Origin of the sequence: Neorhizobium huautlense, assembly GCF_030811685.1 — a bacterium.
Taxonomy (GTDB): Bacteria; Pseudomonadota; Alphaproteobacteria; order Rhizobiales; family Rhizobiaceae; genus Neorhizobium; species Neorhizobium huautlense_A.
Genome location: NZ_JAUSRF010000004.1, coordinates 36,284 through 61,293, shown reverse-complemented (window position 1 = coordinate 61,293; position 25,010 = coordinate 36,284). Strand labels below are relative to the sequence as shown.

General features: G+C 59.3%; 19 protein-coding genes. 15 read left to right on the top strand and 4 right to left on the bottom strand.

Annotation, left to right across the window (positions count from 1 at the left end; genetic code table 11):
* Nucleotides 1-20 precede the first annotated feature (20 nt).
* The 8 genes from J2T09_RS06870 to J2T09_RS06835 all read left to right on the top strand — a co-directional run bounded on the left by J2T09_RS06870 (nt 21) and on the right by J2T09_RS06835 (nt 9,483).
* The gene (locus tag J2T09_RS06870) at nt 21-1,607 is read left to right on the top strand and encodes an ABC transporter ATP-binding protein (RefSeq protein WP_306832594.1); all 1,587 of its coding nucleotides are present in this window, start codon (nt 21-23) and stop codon (nt 1,605-1,607) included.
* Nucleotides 1,597-2,682: an ABC transporter permease gene (locus J2T09_RS06865; protein WP_306832591.1), complete on the top strand. Its 1,086-nt coding sequence runs from the start codon at nt 1,597-1,599 to the stop codon at nt 2,680-2,682. Before J2T09_RS06870 ends, J2T09_RS06865 begins: the two co-directional genes overlap by 11 nt.
* Nucleotides 2,683-2,684: 2 nt before the next feature.
* Nucleotides 2,685-3,599, top strand: a complete 915-nt coding sequence (locus J2T09_RS06860; RefSeq protein WP_306832589.1) for an ABC transporter permease — start codon at nt 2,685-2,687, stop codon at nt 3,597-3,599.
* Nucleotides 3,600-3,648: 49 nt separating this feature from the next.
* Nucleotides 3,649-4,722, top strand: coding sequence for a BMP family ABC transporter substrate-binding protein (locus J2T09_RS06855; protein ID WP_306832587.1), 1,074 nt, complete (start codon nt 3,649-3,651; stop codon nt 4,720-4,722).
* Between the two features lie 154 nt (nt 4,723-4,876).
* Nucleotides 4,877-6,235, top strand: coding sequence for a bifunctional UDP-N-acetylglucosamine diphosphorylase/glucosamine-1-phosphate N-acetyltransferase GlmU (glmU, locus tag J2T09_RS06850; protein WP_306832585.1), 1,359 nt, complete (start codon nt 4,877-4,879; stop codon nt 6,233-6,235).
* Nucleotides 6,236-6,445: 210 nt separating this feature from the next.
* Nucleotides 6,446-8,272 carry a glutamine--fructose-6-phosphate transaminase (isomerizing) gene (gene glmS, locus J2T09_RS06845; protein WP_306832583.1) on the top strand — a complete coding sequence of 609 codons (1,827 nt, stop codon included), beginning with the start codon at nt 6,446-6,448 and terminating at the stop codon, nt 8,270-8,272.
* The gene (locus J2T09_RS06840) at nt 8,269-8,772 is read left to right on the top strand and encodes a GNAT family N-acetyltransferase (RefSeq protein ID WP_306832581.1); all 504 of its coding nucleotides are present in this window, start codon (nt 8,269-8,271) and stop codon (nt 8,770-8,772) included. The genes glmS and J2T09_RS06840 overlap by 4 nt, the downstream gene beginning before the upstream one ends.
* A 12-nt stretch (nt 8,773-8,784) precedes the next feature.
* Entirely contained in the window at nt 8,785-9,483 is a 699-nt protein-coding gene (locus tag J2T09_RS06835) for a DUF502 domain-containing protein (RefSeq protein WP_306832579.1), read from the top strand.
* On the opposite strand, the gene recG is transcribed toward J2T09_RS06835, so the two are convergent.
* Nucleotides 9,461-11,566 carry an ATP-dependent DNA helicase RecG gene (gene recG, locus J2T09_RS06830; RefSeq protein WP_306832577.1) on the bottom strand — a complete coding sequence of 702 codons (2,106 nt, stop codon included), beginning with the start codon at nt 11,564-11,566 and terminating at the stop codon, nt 9,461-9,463. The genes J2T09_RS06835 and recG overlap by 23 nt on opposite strands.
* 94 nt (nt 11,567-11,660) lie before the next feature.
* Between recG and J2T09_RS06825 the strand changes: the two genes are divergently transcribed.
* Together J2T09_RS06825 and mfd are read left to right on the top strand one after the other, a co-directional pair.
* Entirely contained in the window at nt 11,661-11,990 is a 330-nt protein-coding gene (locus J2T09_RS06825; protein ID WP_306832574.1) for a succinate dehydrogenase assembly factor 2, read from the top strand.
* Nucleotides 11,987-15,526 (top strand): transcription-repair coupling factor, encoded by a 3,540-nt coding sequence (gene mfd / locus J2T09_RS06820; RefSeq protein ID WP_306832573.1) that lies wholly within the window; start codon nt 11,987-11,989, stop codon nt 15,524-15,526. Before J2T09_RS06825 ends, mfd begins: the two co-directional genes overlap by 4 nt.
* Before the next feature lie 51 nt (nt 15,527-15,577).
* On the opposite strand, the gene J2T09_RS06815 is transcribed toward mfd, so the two are convergent.
* Genes J2T09_RS06815 through J2T09_RS06805 form a run of 3 tightly spaced genes read right to left on the bottom strand, consistent with a single transcriptional unit; the run spans nt 15,578 to nt 19,061 of the window.
* Nucleotides 15,578-16,528: a DMT family transporter gene (locus tag J2T09_RS06815; protein WP_306832571.1), complete on the bottom strand. Its 951-nt coding sequence runs from the start codon at nt 16,526-16,528 to the stop codon at nt 15,578-15,580.
* Nucleotides 16,529-16,532: 4 nt separating this feature from the next.
* Complete coding sequence (locus tag J2T09_RS06810; protein ID WP_306832569.1) at nt 16,533-17,204, bottom strand: DsbA family oxidoreductase; 672 nt, start codon at nt 17,202-17,204, stop codon at nt 16,533-16,535.
* A 51-nt stretch (nt 17,205-17,255) separates the two neighbouring features.
* Entirely contained in the window at nt 17,256-19,061 is a 1,806-nt protein-coding gene (locus J2T09_RS06805) for an extracellular solute-binding protein (protein WP_306832567.1), read from the bottom strand.
* Between the two features lie 273 nt (nt 19,062-19,334).
* On the opposite strand from J2T09_RS06805, the gene J2T09_RS06800 reads away from it, so the two are divergent.
* The 5 genes from J2T09_RS06800 (at nt 19,335) to J2T09_RS06780 (ending at nt 24,944) form a co-directional block, all read left to right on the top strand.
* The gene (locus J2T09_RS06800) at nt 19,335-19,970 is read left to right on the top strand and encodes an invasion associated locus B family protein (protein WP_306832565.1); all 636 of its coding nucleotides are present in this window, start codon (nt 19,335-19,337) and stop codon (nt 19,968-19,970) included.
* 646 nt (nt 19,971-20,616) lie between these two features.
* Nucleotides 20,617-21,399: a hypothetical protein gene (locus J2T09_RS06795; RefSeq protein ID WP_306832563.1), complete on the top strand. Its 783-nt coding sequence runs from the start codon at nt 20,617-20,619 to the stop codon at nt 21,397-21,399.
* A gap of 26 nt (nt 21,400-21,425) precedes the next feature.
* Nucleotides 21,426-22,448 carry a TAXI family TRAP transporter solute-binding subunit gene (locus tag J2T09_RS06790; RefSeq protein WP_306832561.1) on the top strand — a complete coding sequence of 341 codons (1,023 nt, stop codon included), beginning with the start codon at nt 21,426-21,428 and terminating at the stop codon, nt 22,446-22,448.
* 252 nt (nt 22,449-22,700) lie between these two features.
* Nucleotides 22,701-23,729, top strand: coding sequence for a TAXI family TRAP transporter solute-binding subunit (locus J2T09_RS06785; RefSeq protein ID WP_306832559.1), 1,029 nt, complete (start codon nt 22,701-22,703; stop codon nt 23,727-23,729).
* 192 nt (nt 23,730-23,921) lie between these two features.
* Nucleotides 23,922-24,944: a TAXI family TRAP transporter solute-binding subunit gene (locus tag J2T09_RS06780; RefSeq protein WP_306832557.1), complete on the top strand. Its 1,023-nt coding sequence runs from the start codon at nt 23,922-23,924 to the stop codon at nt 24,942-24,944.
* The last annotated feature ends 66 nt before the right edge of the window (nt 24,945-25,010 follow it).

Sequence of the window (25,010 nt, the reverse complement as noted above, 5' to 3'; positions counted from 1 at the left end):
TGATGGACGAGGGGATTTGAGTGGTTTCATCGCAGGATCAGGGAGAGCCTTCGCTTCTTTCGGTTCGAGGGCTGACCAAGCTTTTCGGCACGTTCGCCGCATGTGACGGGATCGATCTCGACATCGCTCCCGGTGAAATCCACGCGCTGCTGGGCGAAAACGGCGCCGGCAAATCCACGCTCGTCAAGATGCTTTTCGGCGTGTTGCAGCCGAGTTCGGGGCAAATCCTATGGCAGGGAAAACCGGTTTCCATCTCTTCACCCGGCCAGGCAAGAGATCTCGGCATCGGCATGGTTTTCCAGCATTTTTCGCTGTTCGAAGCCCTGACTGTCGGGGAAAATATCGCGCTGTCACTCGATCCGAAAATTTCGCTTTCGAAGATATCCGAAGAGGCCGCTTCGCTGTCGAAGGCCTACGGCCTGCCGCTCGATCCCAAAATGCATGTGGCCGATCTTTCGGTTGGCGAGCGCCAGCGTATAGAGATCGTGCGCGCACTTCTGCAGAATCCCAAGCTTATCATTCTGGACGAGCCGACCTCGGTGCTGACGCCGCAGGAAGCCGATCGTCTGTTCGAGACCCTGTTCAAGCTCAAGGCCGAGGGCCGTTCGGTTCTTTATATCAGCCATCGGCTGGATGAAGTGCAGCGCATCTGCGACCGCGCCACCGTCCTGCGCCACGGCAAGGTGACCGGCGTCTGCGATCCGCGCCAGGAAACGCCGGCTTCTTTGGCCCGCATGATGGTGGGCAGCGACGTGGCGGCGGTGCATCGCGAAGATCTCGGCACGCCGGGTGAGGTGCTGCTTGACGTCAAATCGATGTCGTTTGCGCCGCGCACACCGTTTGCGGTGTCGCTGAAGAATGTGTCGATGAGCGTGCGGGCCGGCGAAGTGCTGGCAATCGCAGGCGTGGCCGGCAACGGTCAGGGCGAGCTTTTCGACGTGCTGTCGGGTGAATATCCGGTGGCCGATCACGATGCGATCAAGATCCGTGGCACATCGGTTGGGCGCACGCGCATCAATGGCCGCCGATTGCTGGGCGCAGGTTTCGTGCCGGAGGAACGGCATGGGCATGCAGCGGTGTCGCAGATGTCTTTGTCCGACAATCTGCTGTTGGCGCGCGCGCATTCCGATCGCAAGGCGTTTTTGGCCGGCGGGCTTGGCAAGGTGATCCGCCATGGCGCGGTGAAGGCTGCGACCGCGCGCATCTGTCAGGTGATGGATGTGCGAAAGAGCGGGGAGGATCCGACGGCCGGTTCGCTTTCGGGCGGCAACCTGCAAAAGTTCATCGTCGGTCGCGAACTGGATCGGCAGCCGTCGGTGCTGGTCGTCAACCAGCCGACCTGGGGTGTCGATGCCGGTGCTGCCAGCCGGATTCGTCAGGCGCTGATCGATCTCGCCAAATCCGGCTCGGCCGTGGTGGTGATCAGCCAGGATCTCGATGAAATATTTGAAGTGGCGACCTCCATCGCGGTCATTTCCGAAGGCAGGTTGTCGGATGCCTATCCGGCCGGCACGCTCTCGCTGGAACGCATCGGCCTTCTGATGGGTGGCATTCACGATTCGACCCAACATGCTTCTCATGCCGGGGAGGCTGCCGATGCGCATTGAACTGGAACGGCGCGCGCGTGCCTCCACTGCCTTTGCCGCCATCTCGCCGCTGCTGGCGCTGGTGCTGACGCTGTTTTTCGGCGGGCTGATGTTCTGGCTGATGGGCAAGGACCCGGTCGCCACGCTCTACACCTTCTTTATAGAACCACTGTTCGATGTCTGGTCGCTGCATGAACTGGTGATCAAGGCGGCGCCGCTGATCCTGATCGCTGTCGGGCTTGCCATCTGTTTTCGCTCCAATAACTGGAATATCGGCGCCGAGGGCCAGTTCACCATGGGCGCGATCACCGGATCGATCCTGCCGGTTCTGATGCCGGAATGGCATTCGGCGGCGCTTCTGCCGGCCATGCTGATCATGGGCATGCTGGGCGGGGCGCTTTATGCGGGCATTCCGGCACTGTTGAAGACACGGTTCAACACCAACGAAATCCTCACCAGCTTGATGCTGGTTTATATCGCCCAGCTGTTTCTCGACTGGCTGGTGCGCGGTCCGTGGCGCGATCCGCAGGGCTATAATTTTCCAAAGACCATCAGCTTTGCGCCGGAAGCGATCCTGCCGGAACTGCTGGACTCCGGTCGTGCCCATTGGGCCGCGGTGTTTGCCATCGTGGCCGCCATCGCGCTTTGGTTCATGATGCGCTTCATGCTCAAGGGTTTTGAGGTTTCGGTTCTGGGTCAAGCCGAACGGGCAGGGCGGTTTGCCGGCTTTTCCTCGAAAAAGATGGTGTGGTTTGCGCTGATGCTTTCGGGCGCGCTGGCCGGGCTTGCCGGCATTTCCGAAGTATCGGGGTCTATCGGCCACCTGCAGCCGTCGATTTCGCCAGGTTACGGTTTTACCGCCATCATCGTCGCCTTCCTTGGTCGTCTCAACCCGATTGGCATTATCGCCTCCGGTCTGGTTCTGGCGCTGACCTATCTCGGCGGCGAGGCAGCGCAGCTCTCCATCGGTATTTCCGACAAGATTTCGCGCGTGTTTCAGGGGCTGTTGCTGTTCTTTGTGCTGTCATGCGACACGCTGATCCTCTACCGCATCCGGCTGGTGTTTTCCGGCAGCAAGACTGAGGCGGGAGCTTAAAAATGTTCGAAGCGATCCTGCTGACCGTCATGACTGCCGCAACGCCGCTGGTGATCGCCGCCATGGGCGAACTGGTTGCGGAGCGATCCGGTGTGCTGAACCTTGGCGTCGAGGGCATGATGATCATGGGCGCCGTCTGCGCCTTTGCCACTGCCCACATGACCGGATCCCCCTATCTCGGCATTCTCGCCGGCATTGGTGGTGGCGCGCTGTTTTCACTGCTGTTCGGTTTCCTGACCCTCACACTCGTCACCAATCAGGTGGCGACCGGTCTGGCACTGACTATTTTGGGCCTTGGTGTCTCGGGTCAGCTGGGTGAAAGCTTTGTCGGCCTTGCCGGCACAAAGCTCCAGCCGATCGTGGTTCCGGTGCTTTCGGATATACCGTTCATCGGGCGTGTTCTGTTCGCGCAGGATCTGATCTTCTACCTCTCGATCGCGCTGATCATCGGCGTCAACTGGTTCCTGTTCAGAAGCCGTACGGGCCTCAAGATGCGCGCCGTCGGCGACAATCACGGCTCCGCCCACGCGCTCGGCATCAATGTGGTGCGCACGCGCTATCTGGCCGTGCTGTTCGGCGGTGCCTGTGCGGGCTTGGCCGGAGCGCAGCTGTCGCTGGTCTATACGCCGCAATGGGTGGAGAACATGTCGGCTGGCCGCGGCTGGATCGCCTTGGCGCTGGTAGTTTTCGCCTCGTGGCGTCCGTGGCGCATCCTTGCGGGCGGCTATCTTTTCGGCGCCGTAACAATCGGCCAGCTGCATGCCCAGGCTTTCGGCGTGGGCATTCCGTCGCAATTCCTTTCGGCACTTCCTTATGCCGCCACTATTGTCGTTCTCGTGATCATTTCGCATAATCGCCGCACGACACTCATCAACACGCCGGCCTCGCTCGGAAAACCTTTTGTTCCGGACCGATGACAGCGCGCAAAAACAAACAACAAACACTTCAAGCCAACAGGGGTTGAAAATGAAGAAGCTGATCATCGCACTCGCTGCGTCCGCTGCCGTTCTCGGTGGCATGTCCGGCGCCGCACAGGCGCAGGAAAAGACCAAAGTATGTTTCATCTATGTCGGTCCGAAGACCGATGGCGGCTGGACGCAGGCGCACGACATCGGTCGCATGGCGCTGGAAAAGGCGCTTGGTGACAAGATCGAGACCGCTTTCCTCGAAAACGTGCCGGAAGGCCCGGACGCCGAGCGCGCCATCGAGCGCATGGCCCGTTCCAACTGCGCGATGATCTATACGACCTCGTTCGGCTTCATGGACGCGACGATGAAGGTTGCCGCCAAGTTTCCGAAGGTGAAGTTCGAACACGCAACCGGCTTCAAGGCGTCTGAAAACGTCGCGACCTACAATGCGCGCTTCTATGAAGGCCGTTACATTCAGGGCCAGATCGCCGCAAGAATGTCGAAGAAGGGCCTTGCCGGTTACATCGCATCCTTCCCGATCCCGGAAGTGGTGATGGGCATCAACGCCTTCGAACTCGGCGCAAAGTCGGTCAACCCGGATTTCAAGATCAAGGTCGTCTGGGCCAATACCTGGGCTGATCCGGGCAAGGAAGCCGATGCCGCCAAGGCGCTGGTCGATCAGGGCGTCGACATCCTGACCCAGCACACCGACACGACAGCACCGATCCAGGTTGCTGCCGAGCGTGGCATCATGGCCTTCGGTCAGGCCTCGGACATGATCGCGGCCGGCCCGAAGACGCAGCTGACGGCCATCGTCGACACCTGGGGCCCTTACTACATCAAGCGCACCAAGGCGGCGCTCGAGGGCACGTGGAAGTCGGAACAGATCTGGGACGGCCTCAAGGACGGCATTCTCACCATGGCGCCCTACACCAACATGCCGGACGACGTGAAGGCGATGGCCGAAGAGACCGAAGCGAAGATCAAGTCGGGCGAACTGCATCCGTTCACCGGCCCGATCAACCGCCAAGACGGTTCGGAATGGCTGAAGGCCGGTGAAAAGGCTGATGACAAGACGCTGCTCGGCATGAACTTCTATGTCGAAGGCGTGGACGACCAACTGCCGAAGTGAGGCGGGTTGTCGGTTTGTGCCGATGACGTCGTGACGTTTGCATAGGGCATCCGGAAACGGGTGCCCTTTTTGTATCAGCAGGTTACAAGCCGTTCATAGCGTTTCAATCATCCTGCCGCTAAATGTCTGGCGATCGATTCCAAGGAGTTTGAAGATGAGCCGCACATGTCTGGCCGTGATCCTCGCCGCAGGCGACAGCACCCGCATGAAATCGTCGATGTCGAAAGTGCTGCATCCGGTCGCCGGCAGGCCGATGATCGCGCATGTGATGCAGGCCGTCGTCGGCGCCGGCATGGGCGATGCCGCGCTGGTGCTTGGCCGTGATGCGGAAAAGGTGGAAAAGGCGGCTCAGATCGGCGGCATCAACACATCAAGCTTTTTGCAGACTGAACGGCTTGGCACAGGTCATGCAGTGCTGGCGGCGCGCGAAGCGATCGCAAAGGGTTATGATGATGTCGTCGTGGCTTATGGCGATGTACCGCTGATCACGCCGGCACCGTTTGCTGCCGCTCGCGAAAAGCTGGCAGAAGGCGCCGATATCGTCGTCATCGGTTTCCATACCGACAAACCGACCGGTTACGGCCGCCTTCTGGTGGAAAATGGCGAATTGATCGCCATCCGGGAGGAAAAGGATGCGACCGAGCAAGAGCGCAAGGTCACGTGGTGCAATAGCGGCCTGATGGCGATCAATGGTGCCAAGGCGCTAGAATTGCTCGGCAAGATCGAAAACAAAAACGCCAAGGGCGAATATTACCTCACCGACCTTGTCGAGATCGCCCGTGCGACCGGTGGCAAGGTGGTGGCCGTCGATGCGCCGGAAAGTGAGCTGACGGGCTGCAACAATCGCGCCGAACTCGCCTATATCGAAAAGCTCTGGCAGGAGCGCCGCCGCCACGAGATCATGGTGTCGGGTGTGACGATGATTGCGCCGGAAACAGTCTTCCTGTCCTTTGATACGCAGATCGGTCAGGATGCGCTGATCGAGCCGAATGTCGTCTTCGGACCCGGCGTCACCGTCGAGGGTGGTGCCGTCATCCATGCATTCTCGCATCTGGAAGGCGCTCATGTTTCTGCCGGTGCGACTGTTGGGCCTTACGCGCGCCTGCGTCCGGGTGCCAATCTCGGAGCCGGTTCCAAGGTGGGCAATTTCTGCGAGGTGAAAAAGGCGGAGATCGGCGAGGGCGCCAAGGTCAATCACCTGACCTATATCGGCGACGCATTTATCGGTGCCCATACCAATATCGGGGCCGGCACGATCACCTGCAATTATGATGGCGTGAACAAGCACGAAACCCGGATTGGCGCAGACGCGTTTATCGGTTCGAACTCGTCGCTGGTGGCACCAGTGACCATCGGCGACGGCGCTTATGTCGCCTCCGGCAGCGTCATCACCGACGATGTACCTGCCGAAGCGCTGGCGTTTGGTCGCGCCCGTCAGGAAGTGAAACCTGATCGGGCAAAGCTGATCCGCGAGCGGGCACTGGCACTCAAGAAGGCGCGCAGCGGCAAATAAACAGAACCGTCACGATGCGACGTTAAAAGGGAGCCCGGCATGCCGGGCTCCCTGTGTTTTCAGGGTGTTTAAACTCGCTCTTTACGTGTTTCTAAATGTTAACAGTGGAGCGTTACGGTCCGACATTGAAAGTGACCATCTGCCCAATTGCGTAAGTCACTGGATCAGTTAGGTATTCGCTCGGATCTAACCAAATCAGGAAAAGCGTACATGTGTGGAATTGTCGGGATCGTCGGAAAAGGCCCGGTGGCAGAGCGTCTGGTCGATGCGCTGCGCAGGCTCGAATACCGCGGCTACGATTCGGCCGGTGTCGCCACCATCTATGACGGCGTGATGGATCGACGCCGCGCCGAGGGAAAACTGTTCAACCTCGAAAAGGCGCTCGACGGCGAACCACTGCCGGGCAATATCGGCATCGCACACACACGCTGGGCCACCCACGGTGTGCCGAACGTGCCGAATGCGCATCCGCATTTCGTGGACGGCGTTGCCGTCGTTCATAACGGCATCATCGAAAATTTTTCCGAACTGAAAGACGAACTGGTTGCCGAAGGCGCCGTGTTCGAAAGCCAGACGGATACCGAGGTCGTCGCCCATCTTCTCGCCAAATACACGCGCGAAGGTCTCAACCACCGCGACGCCATGCTGAAAATGCTGAACCGCGTGCATGGCGCGTATGCGCTGGTCGTGATGTTCAAGGATGCACCGGATACCATTCTCTCGGCCCGTTTTGGACCGCCGCTCGCCATCGGTCATGGTCGCGGCGAGATGTTTTTGGGTTCCGACGCGATCGCGCTGTCGCCGTTCACCAACGAGATTACTTACCTGGTCGATGGCGATTTTGCCGTCATCACCCATGACAAGCTCGAGGTGACCGATTACGCGGGCAAGCCCGTAAAACGTCAGAGCCAGATTTCTCAGGCGGCCGCTTACGTGGTCGACAAGGGCAACCACCGACACTTCATGGAAAAGGAAATCTACGAGCAGCCGGAAATCATTTCGCATGCGCTCGGCCATTATGTCGATTTTGCCGCCAACACACTGAAACCGCAGGCCGGCGCGATCGATTTTTCCAAACTGTCCGGTCTTGCCATTTCCGCCTGCGGCACGGCCTATCTCGCGGGTCTCGTCGGCAAATACTGGTTCGAGCGTTATGCCCGCCTGCCGGTCGAGATCGATGTGGCATCCGAATTCCGCTACCGCGAACTGCCGCTCTCGCCGACGCAAGCCGCTCTGTTCATCTCGCAGTCCGGCGAGACGGCCGATACGCTGGCTTCGCTGCGTTACGCCAAGGATCAGGGTCTGAAGATTGGCGCCATCGTCAACGTGCAGGAATCGACCATCGCGCGCGAATCCGATGCGGTCTTCCCGATCCTTGCCGGCCCGGAAATCGGCGTTGCCTCCACCAAGGCATTCACCTGCCAGCTGGCGGTTCTGGCCTCGCTTGCCATCGGTGCGGCGCGTGCGCGTGGCACGATCGATGCTGCGGCTGAGAAGGAAATGATCGGTCACCTGATCGAGATGCCGCGCATCATGAGCCGCGTGCTGAATGCCGTGCAGCCGCAGATCGAGGCGCTGTCGCGTGAACTGTCGCGCTTCAAGGACGTGCTGTATCTCGGCCGCGGCACCAGCTATCCGCTGGCGCTGGAAGGCGCGCTGAAGCTGAAGGAAATTTCCTATATCCATGCCGAAGGTTATGCCGCCGGCGAGCTGAAGCATGGCCCGATCGCGTTGATCGACGAGCATATGCCGGTCATCGTGATTGCCCCTTACGACCGCTTCTTCGACAAGACCGTGTCGAACATGCAGGAAGTGGCGGCGCGCGGCGGCAAGATCATCTTCATCACCGACGAAAAGGGTGCTGCCGCCACCAAGCTGCCGACCATGGCTACCATCGTCCTGCCGGAAGTCGATGAAGTGATTTCGCCGATGATCTACGCCCTGCCGATCCAGCTGCTGGCCTATCACACCGCCGTCTTCATGGGCACGGATGTGGACCAGCCGCGCAACCTGGCGAAATCGGTCACCGTCGAGTGATTTTTCGCGCCGAGCAACCGGGTGACGTCGCGGCCATTGCTGCCGTCACCGCGGCGGCTTTTGCCGACATGCCGTATAGTGATGGCAGCGAGCCTGCCATCATCGATAGTTTGCGAAACGCCAAAGCGCTGTCGGTCTCGTTGGTTGCGGATAATGATGGCGTGGTCGCCGGCCATATCGCCTTTTCACCTGTGACGTTTTCAAGCGGCGAGGCTGACTGGTATGCGCTCGGACCTGTTTCGGTCCTGCCGGAGCATCAGGGGCAGGGTGTTGGCGCGCAGCTGATTCGCGATGGCCTCGAAGCGATCAAAACTCTCGATGCTGCCGGCTGCGTCCTGCTTGGTGAGCCGGCTTATTATCGCCGTTTTGGTTTCCTTGATCACACAGGTCTGACAAGTCCGGGCTTGCCTCCGGAATATTTGATGGCCTTGCCCTTGCGGGGGCAGGTGCCATCCGGCATTCTCGCATTTCATTCCGCTTTTGGCATCGACTCAGCATAAATTCAGGCTTTTATGACCGATCCCCTCGAAAAACTCTCGCTGGCCGGTCGGCTCCGGAATAATTTTCTTACCGGCCTGATCATCTGTGCGCCTCTTGCCATCACCATCTGGCTGACCTTCACCTTCATCGACTGGGCAGACAGCTGGGTGACGCCCTACATCCCGCAGCGCTACAATCCGCAATATTATTTCGACGTCACCATTCCCGGCACCGGCCTGCTGATCGCGGTGATCCTGATCACCATGATCGGTTTTCTCGGCAAGAACCTGATCGGCCGCTCGATCGTCAATTTCGGCGAGTCGGTTCTGCATCGCATGCCACTGGTGCGCACGCTCTACAAAAGCCTCAAGCAGATTTTCGAGACCGTGCTGAAGGAACAGTCGACCTCGTTCAAGAAATGCGGGCTGATCGAGTTTCCGAGCCCCGGCACATGGGCGCTGGTGTTTATCTCCGGCGATGTGCAGGGCGAGATTGCTGCAAGGCTGAACAGCGATGGAGAGGAAATGGTCGGCGTATTCCTGCCGCCGACACCGGTTCCGACCGCCGGCTTCCTGATGTTCGTTCCGAAGAGCAAGATCGTCATGCTTGATATGACGCCGGAAGAGGGCGCGCGCCTGCTGATATCAGGCGGCCTGATCGCACCCGACTGGGCGCCGAAAACGCCCGAAATGCCGGTTCTTTCCGCCCCTATCCCGCCCGCAAAAACCTGATCGCCTCGTCGCGACGGTGCAGATACAGCAGCACGCGGATCGCTTCACCGCGTTCGCTGGTGAGGTCCGGATCTTTTTCCAGAAGATAGCTCGCGTCCTTGCGGGCGATTTCCAGAAGATCAGCATGGGCTTCTAGGCTGGCGAGCTTGAAACCCGGCGTGCCGGACTGACGTGTGCCCAAAAGCTCACCTTCGCCGCGCAGTTTCAGATCTTCCTCGGCAATCAGAAAACCGTCCTCGCTGTCGCGCAGGATCGATAGCCTTGCGTGACCGGTCTCACTGAGCGGACCCTTGTAGAGAAGGATGCAGGTGGAGGCATCGGCGCCACGGCCGACGCGGCCGCGCAGCTGGTGCAACTGGGCAAGGCCAAAGCGTTCGGCATGTTCGATGACCATGATCGTCGCATCCGGGACGTCGACGCCGACCTCGACCACGGTGGTGGCGACCAGAAGACGGATTTCGCCACTCTTGAATGCCGCCATCACGGCATCCTTCTCGGCGCCCGACATGCGACCATGCACGAGGCCGACATTTTTGGCGCCGAGTTCGCGGGCGAGCACGGCATGGCGCTCTTCCGCCGACATCAGTTCCACCACGTCGGACTCTTCGACGAGCGGGCAGATCCAATATGCTTTCTTGCCGTCCACAACAGCACTTCTCAGCCGCCCGACAATATCGCCGATGCGTTCGGTCGGCACCGTCACGGTCTGGATCGGTTTGCGGCCGGCCGGTTTTTCCGTGAGTTTCGATACGTCCATGTCACCGAAGGCAGCCAGAACCAGCGTGCGCGGGATCGGCGTTGCGGTCATCACCAGCATATGCGGCGAGATGCCCTTCGACGTCAGCCGCAGGCGCTGGTGAACGCCGAAACGATGCTGCTCATCGACCACGGCCAGGGCCAGATTGTGGTAGCTGATCGTATCCTGGAACAGCGCATGCGTGCCTATGATGATCTGCGCCTCGCCGGATGCGATACGCTCGCTGATCGCCTCACGCTCCTTGCCCTTGGTGCGGCCGGTCAGGATATCGACGGTGATGCCTGCGGCATTCGCCAGCTTCGCGATCGTCGCATAATGCTGTCGTGCCAGAATTTCGGTCGGCGCCATCAGCACCGCCTGTCCGCCGCTTTCGACGGCCGCCGCCATGGAGAGAAGCGCCACAAGCGTCTTGCCGGCTCCGACATCGCCCTGAAGGAGCCGCAGCATGCGGTCTTCACCGGCCATGTCCTTCAATATGTCCTCGACGGCGCTTTTCTGGCTGGCCGTGAGCGAAAAGGGCAGGGCTGCGATGATTTTGGCCGCGATATCGCCTTTGACGCGGATGGGGACACCCGGCACCTTGCGGATTTTCTGACGTACCAGCGCCAGCGATACCTGACCGGCCAGAAATTCGTCATAAGCCAGACGCCGCCGGGCCGGTGCCTGCGGCTCGAGGTCTGTCGCATCACGCGGGTCGTGTAGATCTCGAAACGCATCCGAAACGGATGGAAAAGACTGACGTTGCGCGAGGCTGAGATCGATCCATTCGGCAAATTCGGGCAGGCGGGCTACGCCACCTTCGATCGCCTTGCGCAGCGTTTTTGGTGAGAGACCGGCGGTAAGCGGATAGACAGACTCGACCAGCGGCAGGTTTTCCGCCTCCGAGGCCTTCACGATGAAATCCGGATGGATCATCGAGGCGCGGCCATTGAACCAGTCCACCTTGCCGCTGACCATCACTTGCTCATCGATCGGCAGTGTCTTTTCCAGCCAGTTGCCCTTGGCGCGGAAAAAGGTCAGGGCAAGTTCACCGGTGTCATCGTGCAGATAGACCCGGTAAGGCTGGTTGGTGCGCGCCGGTGGCGGCACATGCCGGTCGACCCGGCCCTCGATGGTGACGATCGAGCCTTGCGGCGCCAGCGCGATGCCCGGGCGGTTGCGGCGGTCGATCAGCGAAAACGGCGCATGGAACAGCAGGTCGACGACACGGCAGTCGTCGGCATCCTCGCGACCGGTGACCTTGGCGATCATGTCGGCAAGTTTTGGTCCGACGCCGGTCAGCGTGGAAACAGGTGAAAACAGCGGATCGAGTATGGCGGGACGCATAAGGCGTTAAATGCGATGGAAAATGCGGTCTTGGCAAGGCTGACACGAGCGGAATTTCATCCTATACCACGCCGGCAACACGAAGGTTTCCCATATGACTGGACTGACGCGCACCAGCGCTGATCTCGACCCGCGCCGCCGGCGTATCCTCTATCGCTGCTGGCACCGCGGCATTCGCGAGATGGATCTCGTCTTCGGACAGTTCGCCGAGGAGCAGATTTCCACGCTTTCCGATGCCGAACTCGATGAATTCGAAATCATTATGGCGGAAGAAGATGCCGACCTGAACAGCTGGATTACTGGGGCCGTTGCGGTTCCGGAACGATATCGCACACCGCTGTTCGACCGTCTTGCATCCTACCGTCCGGATTTCGATCTGGTGACGCGGGAAAGCCTCAATGCGAAGGGTGACGGGTTTCGATGATTTCCGGTTTTGATCCCAAAAAGATTTCCGCAAGCTCCACACCCCTGATCATCGGCAATGTGCCGGCCGGCATCGAGCCGCTGGTTCTGGCCGAAATGGCGCGTGCAGGGCAGTCTGTCGCCTATGTGATCTCGGATGGCCAGCGCATGGCCGACCTCGAACAGATGCTGGGTTTTATCGCACCGGAGATACCGGTGCTGACGCTGCCGGCCTGGGACTGTCTGCCTTATGACCGCGTGTCGCCGAGCGCGGACACCTCTGCGCGGCGTCTGGCGGCGTTGTCCGGTCTGATCGCGCATGCGAAAAAGCCGCATCCGGCCATCGTGCTCGTTACCGTCAATGCGATGATGCAGAAGATCGCGCCGGCGGATGTGATCGAAAGCCTCGCCTTTTCCGCCAAACCCGGCAACCAGATCCGCATGGACGACATTGCCGCGCGGCTGGAGCGCAACGGTTTTGATCGCGTATCGACCGTGCGTGAAGTCGGTGAGTTTGCGGTGCGCGGCGGCATTCTCGATGTATTCGTTCCGGGTACGGAAGAACCGGTGCGCCTCGACTTCTTTGGCGATACGCTGGAGACGATCCGCTCATTTGACCCGGCCAGCCAGCGCACGACGGGGCAGGCGCGTTCGCTCGACCTCAATCCGATGAGCGAAGTGACGCTGACGCCCGATACGATCAGCCGTTTCCGCAAGAATTATCTGTCGCTGTTCGGCGCCGCCAATCGTGACGATGCGCTCTATCAGGCCGTCTCCGAAGGTCGCCGTTATGCCGGCATGGAGCATTGGCTGCCGCTGTTTTACGAACGGCTGGAAACCGCCTTCGATTATTTGCAGGGTTTTCGCATCGTCACCGATCATACGGCGCGCGAGGCGGCTGTCGAACGCTCCAAGCTGGTGATCGATTATTTTGAAGCCCGCCGTGACAGTGGTGTTCAGGGCAAGGGTAAAGGCTCCGCCGTTCAATCGACGCCGTACAAGCCCGTGTCGCCGGGCCAGCTCTATCTCGACGGCAAAAATTTTGCGGCCGGTCTCGATGAGGCCGGTGCCATTCGCTTGACGCCGTTCAATGAAATGGATGCGGAAGGCCGCAAGGTCATCGCACTCGATGCCCATGCCGGACCGCGCTGGGCCAAAAGCCAGGCGGAGACGCAATCGGAGAAGCAGGAACGCGGCGACGACAGCGAGAGCAGTCGCGTCAATGTCTTTGATCTGGTCGTCAAGCACATCGCCGACAAACGCGCCGAGGGCGACAAGGTGCTCGTCACCGGCTGGTCGGCCGGTTCGCTGGACCGTCTGTTGCAGGTGCTGGACGAGCGCGGCCTGAAGCGTATCCGCCTGATCGAAAAGCTCGATGATCTGAAGAAACTGGAAAAGGGTGAGGCGGCGGCTGCCGTGATGAGCCTTGAGGCCGGTTTCGAGACGGGTGATCTGATCGTCATCGGTGAGCAGGACATTTTGGGCGACCGTATGGTGCGCCGAGGCAAGCGCCGCAAGCGTGGGGCGGATTTCCTCACCGAAGTGGCGGGCCTCGACGAAGGTTCGCTGGTCGTGCATGCCGAACACGGTATCGGCAAGTTCGTCGGCCTCGTCACCATCGAGGCGGCCGGTGCGCCGCGTGCGTGCCTGGAACTGCATTATGCCGACGCGGCAAAGCTTTTCCTGCCGGTCGAAAATATCGACATCCTGTCGCGCTACGGCTCGGATGCGGCGGAAGCCAATCTCGACAAGCTGGGCGGTGGTGCATGGCAGGCCCGCAAGGCCAAGCTGAAAAAACGCCTGCTCGATATGGCAGATGCCCTGATCCGCATTGCCGCGACCCGCATCACCCGCCGTGCGCCGGTTCTGGCGACGCCGGAAGGGCTGTACGACGAGTTTGCCGCGCGTTTCCCTTATGACGAGACCGAGGATCAGGAAACCGCGATTGAATCCGTGCGCGAGGATCTCGCCGCCGGGCGGCCGATGGATCGCCTCGTCTGCGGCGACGTCGGTTTCGGCAAGACGGAAGTGGCGCTGCGTGCAGCATTCTTCGCGGCCATGAATGGTGCGCAGGTGGCGGTCGTCGTGCCGACAACGCTGCTGGCCCGCCAGCATTTCAAGACCTTTTCCGACCGTTTTCGCGGATTGCCGATCAAGCTCGCTCAGGCGTCGCGCCTCGTCACGGCCAAGGAACTGGCGCAGACCAAGAAGGATGTCGCCGAAGGCAAGGTCGATATCGTCGTCGGCACGCATGCGCTGCTCGGCGCCGGCATCCAGTTCGCCAATCTGGCATTGCTCATAATCGATGAGGAGCAGCATTTCGGCGTAAAGCACAAGGAGCGTCTGAAGGAGCTGAAAAGCGACGTGCATGTGCTGACGCTGTCGGCAACGCCGATCCCGCGCACGCTTCAACTGGCCATGACCGGCGTACGCGAACTGTCGCTGATCACCACGCCGCCGGTGGACCGCATGGCCGTGCGCACCTTCATTTCGCCGTTCGATCCGCTGGTCATCCGCGAAACTTTGATGCGTGAGCATTATCGCGGGGGCCAGAGCTTTTATGTCTGCCCGCGACTGGCCGATCTGCCGGAAATCGAGGCGTTTCTGCGCTCCGACGTGCCGGAACTCAAGGTAGCGGTCGCGCATGGCCAGATGGCGGCGGGCGATCTCGAAGACATCATGAATGCGTTCTATGACGGCAAATATGATGTGCTTCTCTCCACCACCATCGTCGAATCCGGCCTCGACGTGCCGACCGCCAACACGCTGATCGTGCACCGCGCCGACATGTTCGGTCTTGCCCAGCTTTACCAGTTGCGCGGCCGTGTTGGTCGCTCGAAAGTGAGGGCCTTTGCGCTGTTCACGCTGCCGGTCAACAAGCAGCTGACCACGATGGCCGAACGTCGCCTCAAGGTCTTGCAGTCGCTCGATACGCTCGGCGCCGGTTTCCAGCTGGCAAGCCACGATCTGGATATCCGCGGCGCCGGAAACCTGCTCGGCGAGGAACAGTCGGGTCATATCAAGGAAGTCGGTTTCGAGCTTTACCAGCAGATGCTGGAGGAGGCGGTCGCCGAGGTGAAGGGTGACGACGAGATCACCGATACCGGCTGGTCGCCGCAGATTTCCGTCGGCATCACCGTGATGATCCCGGACAATTATGTGCCGGACCTGCATCTGCGCATGGGCCTCTACCGCCGCCTTGGCGAACTAACCGAGCTTGCGGAAATCGATGGTTTCGGCGCCGAAATGGTGGACCGCTTTGGTCCGATGCCGAAGGAAGTGCAGAACCTGTTGAAGGTGGTCTACATCAAGTCGCTGTGCCGCAAGGCCAATGTCGAAAAGGTGGATGCCGGGCCGAAGGGTATCGTTCTGCAGTTCCGTGACAAGCAGTTCCCGAACCCGGCCAACCTCGTCGGCTTCATCGCCAAGCAGGGTACGATGGCCAAGATCAGGCCGGACCACAGCGTGTTCCTGACCCGCGATCTGCCTACGCCGGAAAAGCGGCTGGTGGCAGCGGCGCAGGTCATGGGCCAGATGGCGGAACTGGCGAAGACATAAAAAATCCCCGGGTTTTGCGACCCGGGGATTTTTCGTTTCGGCTGCGTTTACTTATCTCTGTTCGCTTGGCTCTTCCGGCGAGACCATGGCCGCCGCCTGTGCATCCGTGCCGATCGATGGCGGCAGTGGTGTGCCGCGCACGCGTTCGCGCATCAGCGTCATCAGGCCCGATCCCACGATCAGTAGAATGCCGATCATCATAGGCAGGTCGATCGTATCCCCGAAAACGAGATAACCGAAGAGCACCGCCCAGAGCATCTGGCTGTATTGCGTCGGGCCGATCAGGGTAGCGGGCGCATAAGCTGCCGCATACATCAAAAGGATGGCAGCGATCGCGGCAAAACCGCCGTAACCGGCAAGCCAGACCCATTGCATCATGGTCGGCACCTGGAAGCCGGGAATGGCCAACGCACCGCAGACGACGAGCGTGCCGAGAACGCCGGCGCCATAAAGCGAGATGTTCTTTTCGGACGGGCCCATGGCGCGAAAGATGACGATCGAGATCGCACCACTCAGGCCGCCGAACACGGCGCCGAGATGGCCGATCGAAAGCTCGCGAAAGCCCGGGCGCAGAACGATCATGACGCCGACGAAACCAATGATGACGGCACCCCAGCGACGGAAACCGACCTTTTCCTTGAGAAAGAGCACCGACATGATGGTGACGAAGGACGGCAGCAGAAAGATCAGCGCAAAGGCTTCCGCCATCGACAGATGGGTGAAGGCGGTGACGCTGCCGATCGTGCCGCCGGCCTGGGCGGCGAAACGCAGGATCCAGAGCGGCCGGTTGGTGGTGGCAAAAATATCGGTCCAGCGGTCGCCAGGCTTCATGATGAAGGGCAGGGCCATGGCACCGAAAATCGCCCCCAGGAACGACGCCTGATAGGGGCTGAGCGTGCCTTCCAGCAGTTTGACGCTGGCATCGCTGAAGGCAAAGGCGGCAAAGGAGGCGAAGGCGATCAGGACGCCCTTGAGAGCATGGTCTGCGGAGACGGTGGCCATGGTGTTAGTTCATGCCCTTGCGCGCTTCGGCCTTGGCCGCGGCGATTTCGCGGAATGCGTTGGCAAGCACATCCGGGGTCTGGGCGCCGCTCACCGCATATTGCTGGTCGATAATGAAGAAGGGCACACCGTTGACGCCCATGTCCTTGGCGGCGGCAATTTCGGCCTGAACCGTATCCTTGTCGGCATCGGACTTCAGCAGGTTTTCGATGACCTTGGCATCGAGGCCGGACTGTTCGGCAATATCGAGAAGGACGGCGTGATCGCCGACATTTCGGCCGTCTTCGAAATTGGCCTTGAAGAGTGCAGTCGCCACCTTGTCCTGAATTTCGCGGCCTTCCATCATCGCCCAGTGCATCAGGCGATGCGCATCGAGCGTGTTCGGGCCGATCTTGATGGCGGCGAAATCGAAATTAATGCCGACTTCCTTGCCGAATGCCGTCAGCCGTTCATGGGCCTGTTTGACCGCGTCTTCGCCACCGAGCTTTTCCGCCAGATATTTGTGATGGTCGACGCCTTCGGCCGGGATATCCGGATTGAGCTGGTAGGGACGCCAGTTGACGTCGATGCCGACCTCGTCCTGCACTTCGGCAATGGCAAGCTCAAGGCGGGCCTTGCCGAGATAACACCAGGGGCAGACGACATCCGAGACGAGGTCGATAGTGAGCCGTTCCATCAGGAACTCCTTATGTCAGAACAGCCGCTTGGGAGGTGCGGCAGGATTTCATTATTGTACGCGGGCATCCCACCAGGTCGAGAACTGGTGGCCATAAAGCGGCAAGGTCTGCGGTCGGTCGATGCGTTTCCAGCGCGCCACCCATTTTTGCGGCACATGATAGAGTGGCACGACGTAATGGCCCGAGAGAAGCAGTCGGTCGAAGGCCCTTACGGAGGCCTGAAAATCTTGCCCGTCGCGGGCAAGTCGCATGGCATCCATGATACGGTCCAGATCGGCGTCGGCAGTGCCGGCGAAATTGAAGCTGCCTTGCGCCTTGGAAGCAGCGGATCCCCAACGACCGACCTGCTCGATGCCCGGCGACAGCGACGACGGATAGGATTTGACGATCATATCGTAATCGAAGGTACCCGAACGGCTCTGATATTGCGAATCATCGACCGTGCGGATGGTCATCGAGACACCGATCAGCCGCAGACTGCGCTGATAGGCGATTGCCAGCTTTTCCTGATCCTGCGTCTGGGTCATCACTTCGAAGGCGAGCTGGCGGCCTTTTTTGTCGACCATGCGGCGATTGCGGATGGTGTAACCGGCCTCGGCCAACAGATCGACGGCCTTTTTCAGCACCTTTCGGTCACCGCCTGTGCCATCCGTTTTCGGGAGGCGATAGGTGCCGTTCAGGATTTCGGGTTCGATGCGGTCTTTCGCCTTGCCAAGCAAGGCCAGTTCCCGCTCATCAGCCGGGTTTCCGAGTGCCGAAAGCGGTGAATTCTGCCAGAAGCTTTCGGTGCGGGTATAGGCGCCATCAAACAGGTTCTTGTTGGCCCATTCGAAATCGAAGGCCAAAGACAGGGCAGCGCGAACCCGCACATCGGCAAACAATGGCCGACGGACGTTGAAGACGAAACCGAGCATGCCGGTCGGCAATCGCGGCTGAAAGGCATCCTTGACGATGCTGCCATTGCTGACGGCCGGGAAATTGTAGGCACGGGTCCAGTGCGTCGGGCTGCCATCAGGGTAGAGGTCGATCGCACCCTTCTTGAAGGCTTCGAACAGGGTATTGTCCTGCAGGAAATATTCGACGGCAATCTGGTCGTAATTGTCGAAACCGACCTTGGACGGGATGCCCTTGCCCCAATAATCGGGATTGCGCTCATAAATGATGCGCTCACCCGGCGAGACCGATTTGATGCGGTAAGGGCCGGAGCCGATCGGCGGTTTCAGCGTCGATTGTTCGAACGTCTCCACATCGATTGCATGCTTGGGCAGGATCGGCGTGGAGGTGGCGAGAATGAGCGGTGTTTCCCGCGTCGCCTTGTCATTGAAGGTGAAGCGAACACCGTATTCGCCAACCTTCTCCATCTTCTCCACCGAGTTCAGGCGCTGCGAGAAGGGAATACGGCCTTTGTCGCGCAGCACTTCGAAGGAAAAGATCACGTCGTCCTGGGTGACCGGCTGGCCGTCAGACCATTTGGCTTTCGGGTTGAGGTTGAATTGTACGAAGGTGCGGTCGTCATCCCATTCGACGCTTTCGGCAAGGAAACCATAAAGCGTGAACGGTTCATCGGCGGATCGCGTCATCAGTGATTCGTAGATGAGGTTGCCGAATTCCGGATCCCAGATGCCGCGGGCAGTGGTGCGTATGCTTTTCAGGTTGAATGCATTGAGGCTGTCGAACGTGCCGACGACACCATAAGTGATGCGTCCGCCCTTTTTCACGTTTGGATTGACGTAGGGGAAATGTGTATAATCGCCACTCAGCGCTGGCTGGCCATGCATGGCAATACCGTGAAGCGGCTCCGCGCTTGCTGCACCGGCTGCCAAGAAGACAAGAAGTAAGGCTGACGGTCTGCGCATGGGGGCGGCTTTCATTCGAAGATTATGCTGTATGATTCTGCGCAAAATAGACCAAGGATGCGGCGAAAACCAAATCAAACCCCGCGGAAATAAAGGTTGATACGAAGAAAATTCTCGTGGGCACTGGATATCGCCGAAACCGCGATGTAACAGATTGCTCAACCGGGGGAGCCATTCAAATGCCTCATTTGACCGACAGGTGAACGCAGGAAGGCAACCCGATATCGAGCGGCATCGTCGCTCTCGGACGGATTTCAGGAGACGGATTTCGTTATGACGCTTAACGCACACAAGATTACGCGAGCCCTTTCGGCTCTGGCTCTGACGGTCGGCACGGCTGCAGTTCCTTTCGCCGCTTCCGCTCAGCAGGCAGCACCGGCCGGCCCGGCTCCGGGTCAGTGGTACAAGACCTGCGCCAAGCAGGGCGAAAACGACCTCTGCGTCGTCCAGAACGTCCAGCTGGCCCAGAACGGCCAGCTCATCACCGCCGTCGGCCTGATGACGCTTCAGGGCAAGGAAACCCGCAAGATCATGCAGGTTTCTGTTCCGACCGCACGTCTGCTGCCCCCGGGCATCACCATGCAGATCGATGGCGGCAAGGGGCAGAAGATGGATTACACCGTCTGCCTGCCGGACAAGTGCATCGCCGAAGCGCCGCTGACGGACGCAAACCTCGCTGCCCTCAAGAAGGGTACCGAAGTCGTGTTCACCTCGGTCAACTTCCGCCGCGCACCGAACCCGATCAAGATCACACTCGCAGGCTTCACCGGTGTTTATGACGGCCCGGCGATCTCGGAATCGCAGGTTGCCGAAAGCCAGCGTTCGCTGCAGGAAGGCATGCAGAAGAAGGCTGAAGAAACCCGCAAGAAGCTCGAGGACGCGCAGAACGCGGCCAAGCAGGGTCAGTAATTTTCGGGCATCGCATGATGCCGGACCTGCCAAGATCAAGGGGCGTCCTCGCGGGCGCCTCTTTTTTTGTCGCTGAAGATAGTGGCAACCCGGCGTAACAAGAGGCCGATCCACAGGTTCGGATGAAGTAAAGATCAGGGTATATTTACCCTGATCCAATCCAGCGCCCTACACTTCGAAAAATTTAATGATCTGTTAGCGATGTCGGCCCTCTGGTGCCCGATGACCGCAGTGGAACGCGAGAAAATCCGTTTGACGTACCGGGAAAACATAGTAGCGTGACAGCACACATCGTGATTATAGTCTTAATCGCAACCTTAAGCTGCCTTGCCTTAGTTTATCACACCGTTGCGCGAAGAATTTCCAAATCTTTACTGATCTTACATTAAGTTTCCCTGAAACAACAGGGCGACGCTAACCTTATTTACGCTATATAAGTATTTTACGAGTGAATGTGGGCTTTCGAAGTTGCTCAATAAGTAACATATCGGTACAACACGGCCCAATTAGAAAAAGGGTTCTGCAATTGCGTACTCGTTGGGATGAAGTAGAAGAAATGGAGAGCGGATCGAGCCGCTTTCTGGGGTTTAGCGCGGTCACCTGGGGCATGGCCGTGCCTGTTGCGTTCATTGCTGGCGCAGCGGTCATGAGCTTTTTCAATCAGCCACGCCTGGAACCGGCGTCATTGGCGATCCCGGCTCCGACCACAAGCGAAACTGCCAAGACAGCCACCGAAAGCCGGACTGCATCGCAGAATGGCCGATGGGAAGAGGAAGCACGGCTGGCTGCTGCCAAGGCTGCGGAACTGCAGATGCAGGTCGAGGCGCTGCGCGATCAGGTGAGCGATGAAACCCGCCGGCGCGCGCAGGCGGAACAGACCGCCTCTCAGACAGCGACCGCGCTTGAAAGATTGCAGCAGGCCGAGACCGCTACGCAAAACCGTCCCGCAACGGCGGTCGCCGTTTCCAATCCGGCGCAGCAGACGCAGGATGCGCTTTCCTACGCAGCGTCGTCGCCAACTGCATCGGCTCCTGCCTTCGCAACGCAGGCATCCACTCCATCGGTGACGGATCGCGCTCAGCCGGCCGGTAGTGGCAACGATGACTCCATCGCGCTGCAGCGGATTATCGAGGATACGGCAAGCCGAAGCGCTGCTTTGTCTGACCGGCGGGACGAAATGGAAGCCGACGCGACGTCGAGCGCCTCGAACATGCGTTCCGCCACTGAGTCGCGCCGCGTTTCGGATGTTGAATCGGCGCTCGAAAAGGCCACCGGTCTCGACGGGCTTTCGACGTCGCAGCGGACCGGCCTCAAGGACGAACTCGTTGCCGGCGCCTGCGTGACCGTCAGCCTTGAAAAAGTATTCGGCAATCCAGTGCCGGTTGTACCGCTACGAAATCTGGTTCGTGATCTCGATAGCGATTGCTGATCCACCAAATCAATTAGGGGGCATGTTTGAAGCGTTTAGCACTTAATTTGTTTGCATTGGCATTGGTTGGCAGTGTCCTGCCTGGTGTCGTCCGGGCACAGGAAGCCGATCGAAACATCATGGCGTCGATGGAAGGGGGCAGTCAGACCATGATTGCCCGCGATATCGCCGAACTGGGCAACAAGTGCGGTCTTCCGCTCCAAGTCGTCGATTCTCACGGATCGCTGGAGAACTTCTTCGGCGTTCGAAACCGCCACAATACCCAATTCGGCATCGTTGACAGCGACATCCTGAACTACCTGTCCGCATACCGTGGTTCCAATGAGGACGTGAAGCAGGCCATTCAGGGCATGCGCATCATGTTGCCGTTGTATGACGCGGAAGTGCATATCGTTGCCCGCGCCGGCATAAACAGCCTGCAGGACCTACGCGGCAAGCGCCTGGGTGTCGGCCAGAAGGACGGCACCGCCTATCTGACATCGCAGCTCATCCTCGACATTCTGCGCATTCAGGTCACCGAACGTGTGACGGGATCGGCCGATGAAATGATCGAACTGCTGCGTCAGGGCGAGATTGACGCATTGCTCAAGGTCGGCAATGCACCGATGCCGATGTTCACCGATGGTCGTGTCGACAATTCGTTCCACCTGGTGCCGATCACGGATGAAGTGCTGCATGCCAGCTACAAGCCGGTAACGCTGCCGGCCGGCACCTACTCGTTCCAGCGCGAGCCGGTCAAGACGATTGCCAGCAAAACCCTGCTGATGACCTATGAATACGGCTCGGAGAAGAACGCCTATTACCGGAATTCCTGCAAGGCGGTTGCCGATTTCACCAACCTGATCGTCGGTAACCTCGATGAACTGCGTCGTGTCGGCCATCATCCGAAATGGAAGACCCTTAACCTGACGGAGATCCCGAAAGGCTGGGAAGTTGGGCAGTGTGTTCGCAAGGGGCTTGAGCCGACCTATGAGGTCAGCTGCACCCAGACCGAAAGCGCCGATAACCAGCAGTATCTCGATCTTCTGCGCGATCGCCTGCGTAAATAGGAGCATTTTCACCATTGAAATGACAGGGCCGGCGAACCTTTCGGGGATCGCCGGCCTTTCTGGATGAGCGAGGCTGATGACCATTGAGCTTTTTGCATGCACTCGATGGCACGGTCTTGTTTTTTTGAGGCGGAGAGGGCGGCTTCGCGATCAGAGACAATTGCAGCACCAGAGGTGGCCAACCGCCGCCGAGGCAGTTTTCAAACACGGGGCCGTTATCGGCGATTCATATGGGATGTGGAGGAGAATTTCATGAAGATAGGAACTTGTAGCCTGATTGCTCTGGCCCTCGTTGCCGGCATTGCCGCGCCTCGTGTGGCTTTTTCAGCAGACCCTGAGCGCAATATCATGGCGTCCGGCGGCGGCGGCACACAGCTCGCGATTGCTCGCGATATTGCCGAACTCGGAAACAAGTGCGGGATGCCTGTGAATGTCGTGGGCTCGAAAGGTTCTCTCGAGAACTTTTTTGGCGTGCGCAACCGTCACAATACCCAGTTCGGTATCGTTGATGGCGACATCCTCACCTATCTGAACAGCTATCAGGGCCAGAACAATGACGTGCGGCAGGCCATTCAGGGCATGCGCATCATGTTCCCGCTTTATGATGCCGAAGTTCATGTCGTGGCGAGAGAGGGCATCAACAGCCTACAGGATCTGCGTGGCAAGCGCGTTGGCGTTGGCGAACCGGACGGTTCCGCCTATCTGACCTCGCAGTTGATCTTCGACATCCTGCGCATTCAGGTGTCCGAACGTGTGCGCGGATCGGGCAACGACATGGTCGAACTGCTGCGTCAGGGCGAGATCGATGCGATGGTTCGCGTCGGTGGCGCGCCGCTGTCGCTCCTGAACGATGGCAGGATTGATGACAGCTTCCATCTCGTACCGATCACTGATGAGGTTCTGCGCGCAAGCTACAAGGGCGCAACGCTTGCGGCCGGCACCTACGGTTTCCAGAAAAGCGCGGTTCAGACGGTCAGCGTCAAGACGCTGCTGATGACCTACGAATATGGAACCGGCAAGAACGCCTATTACGACAAGGCCTGCAAGACCGTGGCGGATTTCACCAGCCTGATCGTCGACAATATCGACGAGTTGCGCCGTAGCGGCCACCAGAAATGGAAGGACGTCAACCTGACCGAAGTCCCGAAAGGATGGGAAATCGGCATGTGCGTGCGCAAGGGTCTGGACACGAGCTACAAGGTTTCCTGCTCGCAGGCCGCCAACAACGCTGAAAACCAGCAATATCTCAACCTGCTGCAGGAGCGTTTGAAACAGCGGTAAAGCGACAGACGTCAATCATGACAGGAGAGGCCGGCTTGCCGGAGCGCCAGTTGGCCCTTCCGTCAAAGATACATCTCTTTCCCGACCGCTTTTTGACGGAAGGGTCGGAAGATACCGTTCAAGTGACCGCGAAACGACCCATCGACAACACAACAACAAAACATACCAACTCAAATTACATCAGGAAAGACTATGAAATTCGCGGTACTGAACGTCGTCGCCTTGTCTCTCATCGGCGCGGTAGCGCCTCAAAGCGCTTCAGCGCAAGAACCTGATCGGCAGATCATGGCGGCCGGTGTCGGCTCCACACAGGGCCTGATTGCCCAGGACATTGCAAAGCTCGGCGACAGGTGCGGCCTGCCATTGAGCGTGGTTTCCTCCAAAGGGGCATTGGAAAGTTTCTTCGGGGTCCGCAATCGCCGCAACACGCAGTTCGGCGTCGTGGACAGCGATCTTCTCAACTATCTGAGCGCCTACAAGAGCGAAAGCAGTGACGTTCGCGACGCGGTACAGGGCATGCGCGTCATGCTTCCGCTCTATGACGCCGAGGTCCATGTGCTGGCGCCAGACAACATCAGAACGCTTCAGGATTTGCGCGGCAAGCGCATCGGCGTCGGCGAGAAGGACAGCACAGCCTATCTGACCTCGCAGTTGATGTTCGACATTCTGCGCATCCCGGTCGCCGAACGCGTCACCGGCACGACCGACGAAATGATCGAACTGCTGCGTCAGGGTGAAATCGATGCCCTGGTTCGCGTGGCCGGTGCGCCGTTGGCGGCCCTGACGGATCCCCGGATCGACGACACCTACCATCTGGTCCCGATTACCGACGAATTGCTGCGCGCCAGCTACAAGCAGGTCACCATCCCGGCCAACATGTATCCGTATCAGCGGACGGCAGTTCAGACCGTTGCGGTCAAGACACTGCTGATGACCTATGAATACGGGACGAACAAGAACGCCTATTACAACACGGCCTGCAAGGCCGTTGCCGACTTCACCAATCTGGTCGTCGACAACATCGATGAACTGCGCCGCACCGGCCATCCCAAGTGGAAGGACATCGACCTGACGGAAGTTCCGAAGGGCTGGGAAGTGGGCATGTGCGTGCGCAAGGGGCTCGATCCGACCTACAAGGTCTCCTGCACCAACACCTCCGATAACGTCGGCAACAACGAGTACCTGAACCTGCTGGAACAGCACATGAAACGTTGACGTTTTCAGCCGCTGGCAGACGTGACAAGGGCGCCATTGCGGCGCCCTTTTTCATGACATTACGAT